Annotated in this window: 15 protein-coding genes; 3 read left to right on the top strand and 12 right to left on the bottom strand. The window is 69.4% G+C overall.

What is annotated here, in order from left to right:
• Positions 1-79 precede the first annotated feature (79 nt).
• From O5M90_RS15195 to O5M90_RS15165, 7 genes are all read right to left on the bottom strand, one after another.
• Positions 80-1,207: an alpha-hydroxy acid oxidase gene (locus O5M90_RS15195; RefSeq protein WP_269839400.1), complete on the bottom strand. Its 1,128-nt coding sequence runs from the start codon at positions 1,205-1,207 to the stop codon at positions 80-82.
• The gene (locus O5M90_RS15190; protein ID WP_269839399.1) at positions 1,204-1,887 is read right to left on the bottom strand and encodes a Fe2+-dependent dioxygenase; all 684 of its coding nucleotides are present in this window, start codon (positions 1,885-1,887) and stop codon (positions 1,204-1,206) included. The genes O5M90_RS15195 and O5M90_RS15190 overlap by 4 nt, the downstream gene beginning before the upstream one ends.
• Before the next feature lie 7 nt (positions 1,888-1,894).
• On the bottom strand, positions 1,895-4,090 hold the full coding sequence (locus tag O5M90_RS15185; protein WP_269839398.1) for a TonB-dependent receptor: 2,196 nt from the start codon (positions 4,088-4,090) through the stop codon (positions 1,895-1,897).
• 95 nt (positions 4,091-4,185) lie between these two features.
• Complete coding sequence (locus O5M90_RS15180; RefSeq protein ID WP_137945464.1) at positions 4,186-4,605, bottom strand: ExbD/TolR family protein; 420 nt, start codon at positions 4,603-4,605, stop codon at positions 4,186-4,188.
• 10 nt (positions 4,606-4,615) lie between these two features.
• On the bottom strand, positions 4,616-5,389 hold the full coding sequence (locus tag O5M90_RS15175) for a MotA/TolQ/ExbB proton channel family protein (RefSeq protein WP_262968727.1): 774 nt from the start codon (positions 5,387-5,389) through the stop codon (positions 4,616-4,618).
• Positions 5,390-5,416: 27 nt separating this feature from the next.
• A complete protein-coding gene (locus O5M90_RS15170) occupies positions 5,417-6,172 on the bottom strand; it encodes an energy transducer TonB (RefSeq protein WP_269839397.1) in 756 nt (251 codons plus the stop codon).
• Positions 6,173-6,374: 202 nt separating this feature from the next.
• On the bottom strand, positions 6,375-7,352 hold the full coding sequence (locus O5M90_RS15165; RefSeq protein WP_137945462.1) for a TerC family protein: 978 nt from the start codon (positions 7,350-7,352) through the stop codon (positions 6,375-6,377).
• A gap of 288 nt (positions 7,353-7,640) precedes the next feature.
• Between O5M90_RS15165 and O5M90_RS15160 the strand changes: the two genes are divergently transcribed.
• Together O5M90_RS15160 and O5M90_RS15155 are read left to right on the top strand one after the other, a co-directional pair.
• Positions 7,641-7,997 carry a phage holin family protein gene (locus tag O5M90_RS15160; protein WP_137945461.1) on the top strand — a complete coding sequence of 119 codons (357 nt, stop codon included), beginning with the start codon at positions 7,641-7,643 and terminating at the stop codon, positions 7,995-7,997.
• A 63-nt stretch (positions 7,998-8,060) separates the two neighbouring features.
• A complete protein-coding gene (locus O5M90_RS15155) occupies positions 8,061-9,644 on the top strand; it encodes a DVUA0089 family protein (protein WP_440402141.1) in 1,584 nt (527 codons plus the stop codon).
• A gap of 10 nt (positions 9,645-9,654) precedes the next feature.
• Here the strand turns inward: O5M90_RS15155 and O5M90_RS15150 are convergent, their stop codons facing one another.
• Positions 9,655-11,286 (bottom strand): M48 family metalloprotease, encoded by a 1,632-nt coding sequence (locus O5M90_RS15150; protein WP_269839395.1) that lies wholly within the window; start codon positions 11,284-11,286, stop codon positions 9,655-9,657.
• A gap of 71 nt (positions 11,287-11,357) precedes the next feature.
• Between O5M90_RS15150 and moaC the strand changes: the two genes are divergently transcribed.
• Positions 11,358-11,858: a cyclic pyranopterin monophosphate synthase MoaC gene (gene moaC, locus O5M90_RS15145; RefSeq protein WP_269839394.1), complete on the top strand. Its 501-nt coding sequence runs from the start codon at positions 11,358-11,360 to the stop codon at positions 11,856-11,858.
• Here moaC and O5M90_RS15140 read toward each other — a convergent pair.
• The 4 genes from O5M90_RS15140 to O5M90_RS15125 are packed head-to-tail and all read right to left on the bottom strand — an operon-like array spanning position 11,842 to position 17,836.
• On the bottom strand, positions 11,842-13,557 hold the full coding sequence (locus tag O5M90_RS15140; protein ID WP_269839393.1) for a PglL family O-oligosaccharyltransferase: 1,716 nt from the start codon (positions 13,555-13,557) through the stop codon (positions 11,842-11,844). The genes moaC and O5M90_RS15140 overlap by 17 nt on opposite strands.
• Positions 13,558-13,593: 36 nt before the next feature.
• Positions 13,594-15,633, bottom strand: a complete 2,040-nt coding sequence (locus tag O5M90_RS15135) for a TonB-dependent receptor (protein ID WP_269839392.1) — start codon at positions 15,631-15,633, stop codon at positions 13,594-13,596.
• A complete protein-coding gene (locus O5M90_RS15130) occupies positions 15,630-16,778 on the bottom strand; it encodes a HupE/UreJ family protein (protein WP_269839391.1) in 1,149 nt (382 codons plus the stop codon). The genes O5M90_RS15135 and O5M90_RS15130 overlap by 4 nt, the downstream gene beginning before the upstream one ends.
• Entirely contained in the window at positions 16,775-17,836 is a 1,062-nt protein-coding gene (locus O5M90_RS15125; RefSeq protein ID WP_269839390.1) for a hypothetical protein, read from the bottom strand. Before O5M90_RS15125 ends, O5M90_RS15130 begins: the two co-directional genes overlap by 4 nt.
• Positions 17,837-17,839: the final 3 nt, after the last annotated feature.

Here is a 17,839-nt window from a genome sequence, read left to right as displayed (position 1 = left end):
GAAGGCTTTACTAGGGCAGGAATGCCCCAAGTCGCAAGGAATAGCGCGATGTTTGTCGCGGCCTCGCATCAGATAGCGCTCAAGGACGTGTTTGCCAGAGCAGATGCGGCCCCGCCTCGCTGAGCTGCTTGCAGCCGCACAAGGCCATCGCGATCTCCAGCTCATCGCGCAGCAGGCGCAGCGCATGGGCCACGCCGAGCGCGCCGGCGGTGGCCAGCGCATGCACATAAGGCCGGCCCAGCAGTACCGCATCGGCCCCCAGCGCGATCGCCTTCAGCACGTCGGTGCCGCGGCGGATGCCGCCATCGACCAGCAGGCTTGCGCGCGGGCCGGCGCGCGCGCGCAAGGCCTCGGCCAGATAGGGCAGCAGCTCGGCCGTGGCCGCGACCGTGTCCAGCGTGCGTCCGCCATGGTTGGAGACCACCAGACCGGCCGCGCCCAGATCCATCGCCTGGCGTGCGTCATCGGCATGCTGAACGCCCTTGAGCAAGAGCGGCAAACGTGTGATGCCGTGCAGCCATTCGACATCGCGCCAGCTCGCGGCCGTGCTCAGCAGGCCGTCGAACAAGGCGCTCTGTCCGCTGCCCAGCGCTGCTCGGGCGGGCGGTATCGCGCCGGCCAGATTGACCGCGCTGATAGGGGCAGGCAGCTTGAAGCCGGCGCGGCGCTCGCGGTCGCGCGCACCCTGCACCGGCGCGTCCACCGTCAGCACCAGGGCCTGATAGCCGGCGGCCTCGACGCGCTGCACCAGCTCGCGCGTGAAGCCGCGATCCGGCTGGATATAGAGCTGGAACCACAAAGGGCCGGCACCGCCGGCCATCGCTTGGGCCACCGTCTCCAGCGGCGTGCTCGACTGCGCGCTCAGGATCAGGCCGGCATCCTGGGCCGCCGCCGCATAGGCGCTGGCGATCTCGCCGTCGGCGTGAGCCAGCTGCTGATAGGCGATCGGCGCGAGCAGTATCGGGTGCGGCAGTTCGCGGTCCAGCAGGTGGGTGCGCGTGTGGCCGCCGGCCAGCTCACGCAGCACACGGGGATGCAGGCGCAGAGCGTCCCAGGCGGTCCGGTTGGCGCGCAAGCTCAGTTCGTCGGCGGCACCGCCGCTGAAGTAAGCCCAGGCCGGCTCGCTGAGACGCGCTCGCGCATGGGCTTCGAAGTCGGCGAGGCCGGCAATGCCCTCGGGCAAGGCCTCGCGACGCGGGCCGTTCATGTGTCGGCCCACATGCGCAGCAGGTTGTGATACGTGCCGGTCAGCTGCAGCGTGGCATCCGACTCGCCATGCTCGGCGCGCAACTGCATCAGGCTCATGTCCATCTGGTACAGCAGGCTGCGCTGCGACTCGCTGCGCACCATGCTCTCGACCCAGAAGAAACTGGCCAGCCGGGTGCCGGCCGTGACCGGGCTGACCTCGTGCACGCTGCTGCCCGGATAGAGCAGCATGTCGCCGGCCGGCAGTTTGATGCGCTGCTGGCCAAAGCTGTGCTCGACCACCAGCTCGCCGCCTTCATACTCGCCGGGCTCGGCCAGGAACAAGGTGCAGCTGAGGTCGGAGCGAACCCGCTCGCCAGTGGCCCGCGAATGCATCACGGCCCCGTCGACATGGCGGCCGTAGTGCTGGCCGCTGGCGCCATAGCGATTGAACAGCGGGTTGAAGATCTTCTTGGGCAGGGCGGCCGAGAAGAACAGCGCGTTGCGGTGCAGCGCGCGCAGCACCAGGGCCTGCAGGCCCTGGGCGGCGGCGCTGCCCTGCGGCAGCTGTTCGTTGTGCTTGGCCTGCACGGCCTGGGCACCGGCCGTCGCCGCGCCGTCCACCCAATCGGCCGCCGCCAGAGTCGCACGGGCCTCGCGCAGCTCGTCGGCGGTCAGGACTTGTTTCAGGTGGAGCAGCATGGGTGGGTCAGAACTTGGCCTTCATGCTCAGTTGCACGGTGCGCGGTGCGCCGGGGATGTAGAAGCCCCGGTACAGCGAATCGGCATAGAGCTTGTCGGTCGCGTTGGCGATATTGAGCTTGAGCGTCAGATTCTCGTTGAAGCTGTACTCGCCCATCAGGTCCACCGTCGTGAAGCTGGCGGCCGTGACATTGCGCGCGCCCTCGGGGTTCTGCTCGCTGCGGTGGTTCAGGCCGCCGCCGATGCGGATCTGCGGGGTCAGGCGGTAGGTGGTCCAGAGGCTGGCGCTGTGCTTGGGCGTCAGGCCCGGGCGGTCACCGGCCACTTGCGAGCCACCACCGTTGGCCGCGAGTGCCACATTGCTCTTGTCGATCTTGGCGCTGGGAATGAAGGTGTAGGAGACGAAGGCTTCCCAGTTCGGCGTGATGCGGCCGGCGATGTCCAGGTCCAGGCCGGTGGCGTGGCGCTTGCCGGACAGCAGCTCCTGCGTCGCCGCAGTGTCGGGGTCGGTGTTGCGCTCGTTGTACTTCTCGGTGCGGAACAGCGCGGTGCCCAGGGTCATGCGGCCCGCGAACAGATCGAACTTGGCGCCCAGCTCGAAGTTGCGGCTCTTCTCGGCCGGGGTGTTGGCCGCGCGGTCATTGCCCGGTGCACCGGGTGCGAACTGGTAGGTGTCGCCGGCGGTGTTGTAGGAGGTGCCGAACGAGACATGGTAGGACGCCCACTCATTGGGCTGGAACAGCGCGCCGACGCGCGGGCTCCACAGCGTGTCCGAGCGCGAGAAGCTGCGGGTGGGCAGCTTGTACTCGGCCTCGAAGCGGTCCACGCGCAGGCCGCCCAGCAGTTTGACGCCCGGCGCCACGGTGACCATGTCCTGCAGATACAGGCCCAGATTGCGCGCGCCGAAGCTGTTGAGTACCGGATTGCCACGGGTGTCGGGACGGCTGGCGCCGTCATTGGGCGTGCCGACCGTGCTGGTCAGCGGGCTGGTGGTACCGGCGAAGTTGTTGTTGCGCTTGGCGTCTTCGTCGCTGTAGTCCAGGCCGGTGACCAGTTCATGGCGCATGCCGCCCCAGCTGAAGCTGTTGCTGTAGTCGCTTTGCAGTGTGGTGATGTCACTGATCGCCACACGACCCTTGGGCGCGCGGGTGATGAGGGTGGCGTTGCTCAGATTGGCCGGTGTGGTGGCCGCGCCGTTGGTGGTCCCGAAACGGATCACGCTGGCCCACAACTCCCGCTCGTAGCGGCCCTGACGGAAGGTGGTGCGCAGCTCGCCGCCGTCACCGAAGCGGTGGGTATGGCTCAGCGTGGCATAGGTGGTGTTGCCGCGCAGATAGTCGCTGGAGAAGCCGTAGAAGTTCTTGGCCGGCAAGGTGGGCTTGATCGTGCCGTTGACGATGAACCAGGGGTGGTTGTAGCTCGGCACATTGTCGAACTCGAGGTGGTAGAAACTGGCCGAGAACTCGTCGGCCTCGCCAATGCCCCAGCGCAGCGTCGGCGCGATGCCGTGCTTGGAGATCTTGGCGCCGTAGTTGTCGGCTTCTTGCAGCACGGCGTTGATGCGCAGCGCCGAACTCTCGCCGGTCTTGAAGTTGAAGTCGCCGGTCAGGCGCAGGTCCTCGCCGCTTCCCATGCTCATGTCGACCTCGTGCTGATTCATCAGCAGGGCCTGCTTGTTGACCTGGTTGACCACGCCGCCGGTCGAGCCTTTGCCGAACAGCATCGAGGCCGAGCCCTTCAGCACTTCGACGCGGTCGTTGTTGAAGGTGTCGCGCTCGGTCATCTGGGTGTCGCGCATGCCGTCGACATAGATGTCGCCGGCCTGGCTCAGCGAGAAGCCGCGCAGGCGGATGTCCTCTTCGCCGGTTTCGCCGGACAGGAAGGTGATGCCGGCGGTGGAGCGCAGCACATCGCGGAAGTCGTCGAGATTGCGGTCATCGATCAGCTTCTCGGTGATCACGGTCACCGACTGCGGAATGTCGCGCAGCTGCTGCTTGCCCTTGCCGATGCGGGTCTCGGTGGCCTGGTAGTCGTCCTTGCCGGCGCGCTCGGCGCTGGCCTTGGCGCGCACCACGGGCAGGGCGCTCTCGGTCTTGACCGGATCGACCGGCGTAGTTTGTGCGATGGCGGCGGAGGCCAGGCCGAAGCCGGCGGCCAGCGCGCCCAGGGGGAGCAGGGTGGCCTTGTGTTTGATGCGGGACATGAGGACTCTCCAGTTTGATGAGGGGTGGGCAAGGCGCTGCCCATGGCGGCCTGGCGATGGCTTGGCCGCCTTGTTCTTGAAATCGGGACGGGGTGTTAGGGCCGCTCGGGCTCGCTGACGAAGCCGACCTTGCTCAGGCCGGCCTTGGACGCGTCGGCCAGGGTTTCGGCGACCAGGCGGTAGGCGACGTTCTGATCGGCGCGCAGATGGACTTCGGGCTGGACCGGCTTGGTGCCCTCGGCGGCGAAGCGCTGGGCCGCGTCCTCGCGCGAGACCGGTTCGCCGTTCCAGAAGCGCTGGCCGGCGGCGTCGATCGCGAACTCGATCTTGTCAGGCTGCAGCTCGTTGGCCGCCGAGCTGACCTTGGGCAGGTCGAGCTTGACCGCATGGGTCAAGAGCGGCGCGGTGACGATGAAGATCACCAGCAGCACCAGCATCACATCGATCAGCGGCACCATATTGATCTCGGCCATAGGCCCGCCGCCGCGCTTGTTGTCAAAGGAAGCGAATGCCATCGTGGGCTCCTCAGGACGCGGTGGCGGGCTTCAGCGGGCGCACATTGGCGGCCTGGCCCTGGGCCGTGGCGCCGGGCGCCTCGCCCAAGGTCAGGAAGCTGTGCAGCTCGTAGGCGAAGGCATCCAGCCGGGCCGACAGCACGCGGTTGCTGCGGCTGAAGGCGTTGTAGGCCATCACCGCAGGGATCGCGACGGCCAGGCCGATGCCGGTCATGATCAGCGCCTCGCCGACCGGGCCGGCCACCTTGTCCAGCGTGCCCGAGCCGCTCATGCCGATCGCCAGCAGCGCGTGGTAGACGCCCCAGACCGTGCCGAACAGGCCGACGAAGGGGGCGGTCGCGCCAATGGTGGCCAGCGTGGTCAGGCCCGATTCCAGCCGCGTGGTCTCCTCATCCAACACCTTCTTGATGGTGCGGGTGATGAAATCATTGGCCGTGCCGGCCTCGGCCAGCCGCGCCGAACCGTGGCGGGCATGGTGGGCCTGGGCGTGCAGCGCATGGGCGCTCAGATGCGAGAAGGGATCGCGCGCGCCATGGGTGTTCAGCTCGGCCTGCACCGCGTCCAGCGAGCGGGCGTTCCAGAAAAAGTCCAGGAAGCCGGTGCTGCGCTTGTTGCGCAGGTACTGGGTCAGGCCCTTGGCGATGATCAGCGCCCAGGAGGCGACCGACATCAGCACCAGCACCCCGAAGAGGAATTTGCCGACGAAATCGGCCTGGGTGATGAAGTGACCGAAGCCCATGGCCTGGGCGGAGTTGACGGTGGTGGTGGCGGTGGTGACGTCCATGATGCTCAGGGTTCTTGGTGTTCTGGTTCAGCGGTCCAGCTCGTAGGACAGCAGGGCGGTGGTTTCCCATTCGACCGGCTGGCCGTTGTCGAGATAGGGTGCGAAGCGGGCGCTGCGGATGTCTTGCAAGGCCTGCTGGTCGATGCGGGCAAAGCCCGAGGACTTCTTCAGCGAGGCCTCCTTCAGCTGGCCGCGTGCGTCGACGACGATGCGCAGGTGCACCAGGCCCTGCTCGCCCAGGCGGCGCGACAGCAGCGGCACGGTCAGGCGTGGTTCGACCACATAGCGCACCGCGCTGGGCGGGATCTGCCGGGGCACGGCGGGCGCCACCTGGGCCGGCGGTGCCGGAGGGGCCGGCGGCGCGGGAGCGACCGCCACCACCGGGGCCGGGGCCGGCTCGGGGGCGGGCACGACGAAGGCGGGCGGTGCCGGGGCCGGGCTGGGCGCGGCCGCGATCACCGGCGCGGGCGCCGGTCGGGGTTTCTGGACCTGGGGCTTGGGCGGCGGTGGCGGCGCGGGCTTGGGCGGCGCTGGCGCATCGATCAGGCTGACCATGATGGGCGCCGCTTCGATCACTGCCTGCCGCACCGCATCGACCTGCAGCAAGGCCCAGCCGCCCAGCACATGGGCGGCCAGCACGCCGCCGGTCAGCACACGGCGCGCGGTGGGGCCCAGCTCATCGACCGGCGCCGGCGCAGTGATCCGAGGCGTCGGCAGGGCCGCCGCCGCGCGCGGTGCTTCCGGGACGCCGCCGGGTCGGGCGGCAAGAGTGGCTTGAGTCACAGCAAAGGCGCGAACGCAAGGATTGAGATCGGCCGGAATCGTAACATTAATGCGAACTATTCCTATTACTTATGGGCATTTCTACCAAGATCCCGCCCTGACCGTCCCCAGAATGCGACAGCCCCCGGGGCGAACCGCCGGGGGCTGTGTGGGAGATGGATGGACGGCGTTCGCCGTCCGGGGCGCCGGGCTCGGCGCGGGCTCAGCGCTCGCCGGCCTGCTCGGTGCTCGTGATCTTCGGCGCGGTGCGCAGGCTCAGCACCATGGTCACGGCCAGGATCGCGACCACTACGCCCAGCGAGGCCAGCACCGGGATCTTGATCACATCGATCAGCATCATCTTCGTGCCGATGAAGGCCAGCACCACGGCCAGGCCATAGCTCAGCAGATGGAACTTGGCGGCCATTGCGGCGAGCAGGAAATACATCGCCCGCAGACCCAGGATGGCGAAGATATTGGAGGTCAGCACGATGAAGGGATCGTTGGTGATCGCGAAGATCGCCGGGATCGAGTCGACCGCGAAGATCACATCGGTGACACCCACCAGCGCGATCACCAGCAGCAGCGGCGTGGCCAGGCGCTTGCCGTTCTCCTTGGTGAAGAAGCGCTCGCCATCGAAGTTCTGGCTCACCGGGATCAGGCGGCGCAGCAGCTTGAGCGCCGGATTGCTCTCCAGATCGGGTTCCTGGCCGGCGGCCCACCACATCTTGATGCCGGTGATCAGCAGGAAGGCGCCGAAGACATAGAGCACCCAGTGGAACTGCGCGATCAGCCAGCTGCCGACCAGAATCATCACGGTGCGCAGCACGATGGCGCCGATGATGCCGTACATCAGCACCCGCTTCTGGTAGGCCGGCGGCACCGAGAAGTAGGTGAAGATCATCAGGAAGACAAAGATGTTGTCCACCGCCAGCGACTTCTCGATCAGATAGCCGGTCAGGAATTCCAGCGATTTGGTCGTGGCCAGATCGGCGTCGCCGGTGCTGTCCTTGACGGCCCACCAGAACAGGCCGTTGAAGGCCAGGCTCAGGGCCACCCAGACCAGCGACCAGTTGATCGCCTCCTTGACGCTGACCTCGTGCGCGCCCTGCTTGCGCAGCACGACGAAGTCGACGAACAAGGCCACCAGCACCGAGCCGGCAAAGAAAATCCACAGCCACAGGGGCGCAATCGAGCTCATGCAGAGACTCCCGCAAGTAGAAAAGTTGATGAAGCAACGGACCGAAAGGTCTTGCGGGGCAGGATGCGGATGTGGGGGACACATCCACCAGCTGCGGGGTCCGGATGCCAGCGGGCGCTGGCAACGTAATGACGGACGGCCGCCACGACAAGGCGTCGTGTAGCTACTCCCCTTTCGGTTGGCCGCGAGTATGCCAGGGTTTGCGCCAGATCAATCGGCAAGCCCCCAGGGGAAAGACCCGATTCGTGAAGCCCTGCCGCGTCATCGCCCGCTTGTATGCTAGGCGGCATGAAAACCTTGACGCGATGGTTCTTGCTCGCCGGCGCCCTGCTGCTGGTGGCCGCCCTCTACCCCGGTGTGGTCGTCACCAGCTATGGCGCCGCGCTGATCGCGGCCCTGGTGCTGGGCCTGCTGAACACCTTGCTGCGGCCCATCCTGGTGCTGCTGACCCTGCCGGTCACGGTGATCACCCTGGGGCTGTTCCTCTTCATCATCAATGCGCTGATGTTCTGGGCCGCCGCCTCGGTGCTCGACGGCCTGAGAGTCACCGGCTTCTGGGCCGCGCTGATCGGCTCGCTGATCTACAGCCTGTGCGGCATGCTGATCGATGTGGTGATCGAGCGCCTGTTCCCGGGGCGCGACTGACCCCCCCAGAATCGATGGCGCCGGCCGCGGCGTAAAAACGTCTGATCCGAAGAGAAGGACGCAATGTCTGCGTTCGACCCGGAGATCGGCATGTTGCGCAAGTACCTGCTGGGCCTAGGCGCCCTCACCCTGAGCCTGGCGGCCGACGCCGCCGCCCTGGACTACCAGGGCATTTTCACCACCGACGACCAGCTCTTCGTCACCCAGTTCACGCTGGCTGCCGATGAGCCCGTGCAGGCCTTCAGCAGCTCCTGGCTGCAAGGCGGTTTCGCGCCGGTGCTGTCGCTGTTTGATCTGACCAGCGGCGAGCTGCTGGCGCTGGCCAGCGGCAGCCAGAACAGCTGCGGCCCCGGCGAGGCCGGCGATCCGGTCAGCGGCTTTTGCTGGGACGCCCGCTTCGCGATCAGCCTGGCGGCCGGCAGCTACCGGCTGGTGCTGTCGCAGGACGGCAATACCCCGCTGGGCTCCAACTGGGACGAGGGCTATCTGATGAGCGGCCAGCCCGACTACACCGGGCTGAGCTATCTGGGCAGCGAGCAACGCTTCATCAATGTCGACGGCAGCCCGCGCAGCGGCGCCTGGGCCTTCAGCTTGCATGCCAATGTCGTGCCCGAACCGGGCACCTGGGCGCTGATGCTGGGCGGCCTGGGCCTGCTGGCCTGGCGCCGCCGCCTGGCCGGCGCTGCCTTGCTGGGCCTGGCCCTGCCGGCGGCCGCGCTGGATGCGCCGCTGGTGGCCGACACGCACATCAACGCCGGCCTGCCGGCGCAGAACTTCGGTGCCCTGCCGACGCTGAACGTGGGCGGCGGCGCCAGCGCCTTGCTGCGCTTCGATCTGGGCGGCCTGCCCAGCGGGCTGAAGCCGGCCCAGCTGGTCAAGGCCAATCTGCTGCTCTACGTCAACCGCGTCGGCACCCCCGGCACGCTGGAGCTGCTGAGTGTCTACGCGCCCTGGGACGAGGCCGGCGTCAGCCATGCGGCCGCGCCGGTCAATGGCGGTGCCGGCAGCGGCCAGAGCTTTGCGGTCGGCAAGGCCCAGCAGTTCATCAGCCTCGACGTCAGCAAGACCGTCAAGGGCTGGATCGCCAACCCTGCCAGCAACCATGGCCTGCAGCTGCAGCCCGCGCTGAACAGCCCGGGCACCGTGGCCTTCTTCGACAGCAAAGAGAACACCGGCACCGCCCATGTGGCCCGGCTGGACCTGACCCTGGCCGACCAGGGGCCGCAAGGTCCGCAAGGGGTTCAAGGCTTGCAGGGACCGCCCGGTGTGCAGGGCATCCAGGGCATCCAGGGCGTGCAAGGGCCGCGCGGCTTCACCGGGCCGGTCGGCCCGCAGGGACCGCAAGGCAATCAGGGGCCGGCCGGACCGGTGCATCTGCACTATGTCAGCCACACCCACACGCTGGCCGGCAACACCTGGTCCGGCTATTCGGCGGTCTGCCCCGGCAATACCCGTCTGGTCGGCGGCGGCTGCGGCCACCGCGACAACAACAGCGCCCAGGACGAGATCAATGTGAACTATGCCGGCCCGCGGCCCGACTACTCGACCCAGGTCTACCAGTGCAATCTGCGCAACCATGGCGGCGACAACCGCGCGATCCGCATCTGGGCCATCTGCGCCGAAGCCAGCGGCGTGACCCAGCACTGAGTCATCTGCGTCAGGGGGTTGCCAGCCGGGGTGTCAGCGGCCGTGCCTGCAGATTGGGCAGCTCGGCCCCCGGCGGCACATTGCCGCGGTACATCTCGCTGAGCAGCTGGCGGCGCTCGTAGAGCAGCTGGCGCAGCCGCGCGTCGATGACGGCAGCCTCGATCTGGTCGGCGCTGCGGCTCCTCGACTGATTCAGGCCCGAGCGCAGCCGGTCGATCGCGCCATTGAGGTCGCCGGCCGCCGCGCGCGTCTCGCCCAGCGCGCGCACCGCGCGCAGCGGCTGATCGAGGCGCTGCCAGAGCTGGGCCAGCAGCGCCCAGGCCTGGGCATCATTGGGGTTCAGGCTGACATGGGTCTGCAAGCTGTCGGCCGCCTCGCGCGCCGATGCCAGGCGCGTGTCCACCAGGGCCAGCTGGGCGCGCTGGATCAGCAGCACGCGCGAGCGGTCCTGCGCCAGCGGCGCCAGCGCGGCAAAGCCGGCCTCGCCCTGTTCGCGCGCCTGCGCCAGCTCGGCGCGCGCCAGGGTCAGCACGCGGGCCGAGCGCGGGTCGCTGCCCATCATCTGCAGCAGCAGCTCGGCGCTGCGCAGCGCGCTGTCGGCGCGGCCGTAGTTGCGCATCTTGATCGAGGCCAGCGCGCTGGCATAGCGCGCGCCGAGCTGCTCGAAGCCATTGCCGGCCGTGCCGCCGCGGCTGTCGCGCACGCCGGCATCGAGCTCCTGCAGCTTGGTCCAGGTCTCAGCGCGCGGGTCCATCAGCACCCGCGAGCGCGCCGCCATCAGCGCATGCAGGGCCAGGCCATGCGGCCGCTCCATCGTGCCGGTGCCCAGGCGCGCGCGCGCCTCGCCGATGCGTTCGCTGGTCAGCGGGTGGGAGCGCAGATAGGGGTAGTTGCCGGCGTCCATCAGATGGTAGGCCTGCTCCATGCGCTCGAACATGCTGGCCATGCCCGAGGGCGCATAGCCGGCCTGGGTCATGAAGTTGAAGCCGACGCGGTCGGCCTCGCGCTCCATATCGCGCGAGAAGCTCAGCGAGGCGGCGGCCGCGACGGCCTGGCTGCCGACGATGGCGGCCTGGGCCGCATCGGGGCTGCCCGAGCGCGAGGCCACCAGCAGGCCGGCGATCAGGCCGGCGGTGGCCAGAAGGCTGTTGCGCGAGTCGCCGGCGATGCGGCGCGCGATATGGCGCTGGGTGATGTGGGCCAGCTCATGGCCCAGCACCGAGGCCAGCTCGTCGGGCGCGCTGGTGATCGCGATCAAGCCCAGATGGGTGCCGACGAAACCGCCCGGCAGCGCGAAGGCGTTGACGCTGCGGTCACGCACCAGAAAGATGTCCCAGGCGAAGCGCTGCTGCGTGTCGTCGCCGATCTGGCCCAGCTGCTTGGCCGAATTCACCAAAGGGGTCCACAGCGACTGCACATACTCGAGCAGCAGCGGGTCGTCGAGATAGTCGGGGTCGATGCGGATCTGCCGCATGATCTGGTCGCCGATGCGGCGCTCGTCATTGACGTCCAGGTCCTGCGACACCGAGTCGCCCAGGGCCGGCAGATTGACCTGGGCCTTTGCGGGCAGGCCCGGCAGCAGCATCAGGGCGGCCGACAAGGCCACGGCCAGGCGGCGCGGGCGGGTCATCAAACTAGGCATTCGCGGCATTCTCCAGGCAGGTCAGGCGCCTATGATGGCAGATCGCAGGTTTCCAGATTGTTGCCGCTGCCATGACTTCCGCACTCACCCACTTCGACGCCCAGGGCCAGGCCCATATGGTCGATGTGTCGGCCAAGGCCGAAACCCATCGCATCGCCCGCGCCGCCGGCCGCATCTCCATGCTGCCGGCCACGCTGGCCCTGATCACCAGCGGCACGGCCAAGAAGGGCGATGTGCTGGGCATTGCCCGCATCGCCGCGATCCAGGCGGCCAAGCGCACCGCCGAGCTGATCCCGCTGTGCCATCCGCTGCCCATCACCCGCGTGGCGGTCGAGTTCGAGATTGATGAGGCTGGCGCCAGCGTGCAATGCACGGCCCAGGTCGAGACGCTGGGCCGCACCGGCGTCGAGATGGAGGCCTTGACGGCGGTGCAGATCGGACTGCTGACGATTTACGATATGTGCAAGGCCGCCGATCGCGGCATGGTGATGGGCGAGATCCGCGTGCTGGAGAAGCAGGGCGGCAAGAGCGGCGACTGGTCGGCCGCGCCGCTGCTCAGCGCATCTCCCTGAAGTCGTAGTCGCGCGACGGCTGCTCGCACTGGAAGGGCGGCGGCTTCAGCGCCCTGACCTCGGGCTCCTCGCATTCGGCCAGCCAGTCCTCGGCCTGCTTGTTGCGGAACTCGCGCAGGCGTTGCACGACGTAGCGGGCCCGGTCGGTGTCGCCGCTGGCGTGCAGGGACTTGGCCCAGGCCATCATCAGCCGCGTGTCGATCAGCTGGTGGGCGGTGCGGCGGGTCGCTTCCAAGGCGGCCGGGCCGGCGGGCAGGCTGGTGGCGGCCGCGTAGTCGGCCTGCGCGCCGAAGAACAGGCTGTGCTGACCGCGCGCGATGCGCTGCTCCAGCGGCGCGGACTGTGCCGGCGGCATATAGATCTCGACCACGCGCAGATAGTCCCACAGCGCGAAGGCACTGCCGGCAATCATCAGCACGCCGGCCGGGCGCAGCGCGCCGGCCGGCAGGGTCAGGCCTTGCCCGGCTTTGGTCGGCGCGGCGGCACCCAGGCACAGCCCCAGCGCGAACACGGCCGGCAGCAGGAAGTAGACGTACCACAGCGGGTACTCCAGCAGGCTGTGCAGACCAATCATCAGCACGATCATGAAGGCGCAGCGCAGCAGCGGCGCCTCGCCATCCGGCGCCCGCAGGCCCGAGAGGAAGGCGCGCCAGACCGAGCACAGCAGCAGCGCGATCACCAGCAGGCCCAGCGGCCAGCCCAGCTCCACCAGCAGCTGCATCGGCAGGTTGTGGGTGTGGTCGAAGAAGGCGGTGGGCCGAGCCGGGAAGGGCGTCATGGTCCAGGCCAGATTGAACTCGCCCCAGCCCACGCCGGTCAGCGGGTATTGCTGCAGCAGGCGCCAGGCATTGGCCAGGATGGCCAGGCGCGAGGGCGAACCCGCGCCCTCGGCCAGCCGCGACTCGGCGCCGAAGGCCTGGCCCGAGCTGGCGGCCCAGGCCGACATCAGCAGCCAGCTCAGGCCCAGCATCAGCGGCGTGGCCACCAGGGCCCAGCGCGAGAGCCGGGTCAGCTTGCGGTCCAGCAGACCCCAGAGCGCCAGCAGGCCGACACCGATCATGCCGGTGCGCGAGGCGCTCAGCACCACGGCGAACACCAAGGCGAACAGCAACGCCGGCAGCGCGGCCGCCCAGGGCCGGCCCCGGCGCGAGTTGGCCAGCCAGACCGCTGCGACGCAGGCCCACATCAGCAGGCTGGCCAGATGATTAGGCTGGCGCATATTGCCGACCGCCCGGCCGACCACGCCGGAGCGTGCGATCACGCTGCCATCGGCCCAGCCCGGCGCGAACACCTGGACCAGGGCCACCGCCACGCTCAGCAGCCCGGCCACCAGCAGGGCCAGGCAGAACAGGTCCATCACCGGCTCGCGCGCCCGCGCGTCGCCACCGGCGCGCAGGCCGGCCAGCAGCACCAGCAGCGCTGCGGCCAGCGCGGCGGCGCTCGACAAGCCATTGGGCGCGACCAGCGCCGCCAGCAGCAGCAGCCCCAGCGCCAGCAGCGCCGCGTTCGGGCGCAAGCCCTGCCTCGCCGGTGCCAGCAGGTACAGACACAGTCCCCAGCCGGCCAGCGCGGCGAGCTGGTTGAACAGCGTCGCCATCGGCGTCAGATTGTAGGCAATCAGCGGCGGCAGTGCACAGGCCGCCAGCAGGGCGGCCAGCAGCGCGGGTGAGGCATGAAGGGGGTGCGTCGGGCGATCCATGGGGCGGCATCATGGCATGCCGGCCGCCCCGTGGCCTCAGCGCAGCGCCATCGCCACCGTCAGGCGCAGGCCGCGCGGCTCGACCGGGTGGAAATGCCGGTCGGCCACCGGCGCCGCTTCGCCGGCCAGGCGCGACTCGTAGAAATAGTCGATGTCGCTGGCGCGCCGGTCGAAGAGATTGAAGACATCCAGGCTCACGGTGACGCGCGGCGTCGCACGCCAGCTGGCGCGCGCGTAGGCCAGGGTGGTGGCACGGGAGCGCTGCGAGCCGTCCTCGACCAGATCGCGCGGGCCGAAATGGCGCAGCTGCAGCTGGCCCGACCAGGGCGCGCCCGGCTCGGCCCAGCTCAGGCCCAGCGAGGCCACCTTGTCGACCGCGCCGGGCACGCGCTGGCCCTCGGGGGCCGGGTCGCGGTAGCGAGCACGGGAGGCGGCCCAGTCCAGGTCCAGCTGCCAGTCGCGGCCGAGGCGCCAGTGGCTGTTCAGCTCCAGGCCCTGGCGCCGGCTGGCGCGCGAGGCCTCGGTATCGCCGGCGTCGCCGACAAAGACCAGCTCCGAGTCCAGCTCCAGCCGCCACAGCGCCAAGCTGGTCTGCCAGCCCGGCAGCCACTCGCCGCGCAGGCCCAGCTCGCCGCCGCGGCTGGCGGCAAGACCCGGCACGGCGTCTATCGCCGTGCCCTGCTTGGGCGAGAGCCGCGCCGTCGTGCCGCGCGCGTCATTGCTGTGGAAGCCGCGACCGTAGTTGATGAAGAACTCGGTGCTGGCCCAGGGACCGAGCACCAGGGCCAGCTTGGGGCTGAGCTGGCGGTCGCTGGCTCGGCCGCTGTTGGCCGCGATCGAGCTGTCGACGTGAAAGCGCGCCGCGTCGGCACGCAGGCCGACGACGCTGCGCAGCCAGGGCGTCCAGCCGCTGGCCAGTTCGGCGTAGACGCCCAGGCTGCTCTCGCGCACCCGGCTCTCCTGCGTCGTGCCCAGGCGCTGGCGCTGCGCGGTGGCATAGAGGCCCACCGGGCTCAGCCGGTCGTGGCGGGCCTGGCTGCCGAGGCTGATCTGCTGCTCGGCCCCGGCCCACTGGAACTGCCAGCGCCGGCTCAGCTCGCCACCGAGCACGCGGCGCGACTCGGCCTGCTCGAACTGGTCGCCGTTGACCGGGTCGTCCTGGAAAAAAGTGAAGTTCGAGAACAGGTTCAGACGCGAGTGGATCAGGTAGGCACTGGCCTGCCAGTTGCCATCGGCCATCTGGCGCTGCAGCTGGCCCGAGATCGACCAGCGCTGGCTGCGCCCGCCGTCGCTGGCGTCCAGGCTGCCGAAGCGGCCCAGATCACCCGCATCGACCGCGCGCTGCGGAATCTGGTCGGTGGCGGTCCAGCGGTTGCGGTAGGCCATCAGGCTCAGCGAGCGCGAGCCCTCGGCCGTGCGCTCGCTGTAGCGCAAGAGGCCGTTGAACTTGCGTGCGCGCTGCGGTGTTTCCCACGGGCCGTCGTTGCCCTGCAGCTCCAGCGCGCCCAGCCAGCGCCCGGCACCGGCGCCGCCGCCATCGGCCAGCAGCGCGCGGGCATGGCCGTGCCCGCCCAGCGTCAGGCTGGCAAGACCTGGCCCCATCTCGTCGCGCAGCCGCAGCCGGGCGCTGCCGGCCGAGGCGAAATCGCCGTCGCTGGCGAAGTAAGGGCCTTTGCGGTAGTCGATGCGCTGGACCAGTTCGGGGATCAGGAAATTCAGATCGCTATAGCCCTGGCCATGGGCATGGCTGACCATATTCACCGGCATGCCGTCGACAAAGGTCGCGAAGTCGGTGCCGTGGTCGAGATTGAAGCCGCGCAGAAAGTACTGGTTGGCCTTGCCGTCGCCGCTGTGCTGGGTGACGATCATGCCCGGCACGAACTCCAGCAGCTCGGCCGGCCGCAACACCGGCCGCGCCTCGATCAGGCTGGCCCGCACCGAGCCCTCGCTGGCGGCGCTGGCCTGGCCCAGGCCCAGCTGGTAGTGGCCCAGCAGTTCGACCTTGTCGAGTTTCTCGACCTGGGCCAGCGCGCCCAAGGGCGCGAGCAGGGCCAGCGCGGCAATCCGGTGTTTCATGACAACTCCAGCAGTTTGAGATCGAAGGCCCGCTCCAGCAGCCAGACCAGGGCCAGCGCCGCCGCCAGCAGCGAGCCGCCGCCCAGCAGCCAGCGGCTGTAGAAACTTTGCTTTCGCAGCAACCAGGCCAGCGGCACGAAGACCGCGACGATGAGCAGCTGCCCGGCCTCGACGCCCAGGTTGAACATCAAGAGCGGCCCGGCCAGCGCGCCCTGCCCCAGCCCCAGATCCCTCAGCGCACCGGCAAAGCCGAAGCCATGGATCAGGCCGAAGACGAAGCTCAGCTTCCAGCGTGCTTGCTTGACCACCGGCCAGAGGTTGTTCAGCGCGGCCAGCAGCACGCTGGCCGCAATCAGTGATTCGACCCAGCGCGATGGTGGGTCCAGCACCCCGAAGACGGCCAGGCCCAGCGTGATCGAATGGGCGACGGTGAAGGCGGTCACGACGCCGACCACCTCGACCAGCGCCGGCCGCAACACCGGGGCCGGGGCCCAGCTGACCGACAGCCGCAGCAGCACCGCCGGCAGCAGCAGCACCAGCAGGAACAACACGTGGTCGATACCGATCCAGATGTGGTGCACGCCTTCGAGGAAGAAGCCGCCGAGTCCCAGTGCGGCGGCGGCGTCGCCCAGCTTGAGCTGCTGTGGCCGGCCATCGGGTGCCAGCACTAGCAGCCGGGCCTCGTGCGTACCTTGCTCCAGCCGGGCAATGCCGCGGTGGGTCGGGTCGCTGGCGGCAAACAGCCGGTAGTTCAGGGTCAGGTCTTGCGGCGGGGCTTCGCAGTGCCAGCTGCGGCTCAGCACCGCATAGCGGCCATCGCTGTGCGAGCTGATCTGCAGCGGCCGATAGGCGTCGGGCTTGCAGGCCTGGCCCTTGGCATCGCGCAGATCGAGGCTCAGGCCCTGCTCGGCCAGGGCCTGGATCGCCGGGGCGCGGGAGCGCAGCTCGCCCCATTGCAGCGCGCCGTCCGCATCGGCATCCAGATCCAGTTCGCGGTCCAGATCGCGCAGTGCGATGTCAAAGCGCTGCTCCAGCGTCGCACCCTGCAGGTTCAGGCGCAGATAGGCATCGCTGGGCTTGTGGGCCTGGGCCGGTAGCGCGAGCAGACACAGCAGGATCGACAACAGGCATGTCAGCGCTCTCATCGTGCGGCCTCCCTCGCGCGGGCCAGCAGCAGCGCATCGGCCGGCTCGCGCTGCTGCGCCCAGTTGGCCTCGGCATGAGCCAGCGCGGCCTTGGCATCACCTTGCAGGTCCAGCGCGAAGCGGGCCAGCTCGCGCTCATGGCCACCGTCGCCGCGCAGCCCTGCGGCCTCGAAGCGGGCCTGCAGCTCGGCCACGGCCGGTTTGGCGCGGGCCGTGTCGCCGCTGCGCTGCCAGGCAATCGCCAGGCGCAAGAGCAGCGCGTCGGCCGACGCCTGGCCCTGCAGCAGCGCGACCACCTCGGGCCAGCGCTGGCGCTCCAGCAGCCAGTCGGCATAGGCGGCGCGGGTGTAGACATCGTTGTTCAGGTCCAGTGCGCTGCGGTACAGGGCCTCGGCCGTCGGTTCGCCGCGTCGGTGTGCGAGCTCGGCACGCAGCAGCGCGATCCAGCCGGCGGGTGCGCCGGGTTGGCGGGCCAGCCGCGCCAGCTCTTGAGCGGCCGCGTCGCCCCCGCCCTGCAGGCTGGCCAGCTCGGCCAGGCAGACCCGGCCATGCAGCGCGCCATCGCCGCGTGAATCGGCCAGGCGCTGGCAGCCGGCCTGCGCTTCGGACAGGCGGCCGCGCAGCTGCAGCAGTGCGGCGCGGTTCAGCTCGGCCTGGGCCTGGATGGTCGGCGAGGTGCCGGGTGTGGCCAGCAGCGCATCGAGATCGGCCAGCGCCGCGTCGAAGCGGTGCTGGCTTTGCGCAATCGTCGCGCGCAGCAGCCGCACCGGGGCCGGTGGCGCCGGCTGGCTCCACCAGGGCGCGAGCGCGGCCTGGGCCAGGCCGAGCTCGCGCGGGTCGCCCAGCGCTCGCGACCGCGCGATGGCCTCACGCGCCAGTTGCAGCGCCAGCGGCAGGTTGGTCGGGGCCGCGCCCAGTTGGTCCCGCAGGCGGCGCTGCTCGGCGCCGAGGCGCTTGGGCAGTCGCTCCACCAGTTCGGTGTCGCTGGTCGGGGTGTAGGGCTGCTCAGCGACGGCTGGCAGGGCCAGGCAGCACAGCAAGAACAATGTGATACGCATGAC

Source organism: Paucibacter sp. M5-1 (genome assembly GCF_027498415.2).
Lineage (GTDB): Bacteria > Pseudomonadota > Gammaproteobacteria > Burkholderiales > Burkholderiaceae_C > Roseateles_E.
The sequence above is the reverse complement of the archived record's forward strand: the minus strand, read 5'-3'. Positions and strand labels throughout refer to the sequence as shown.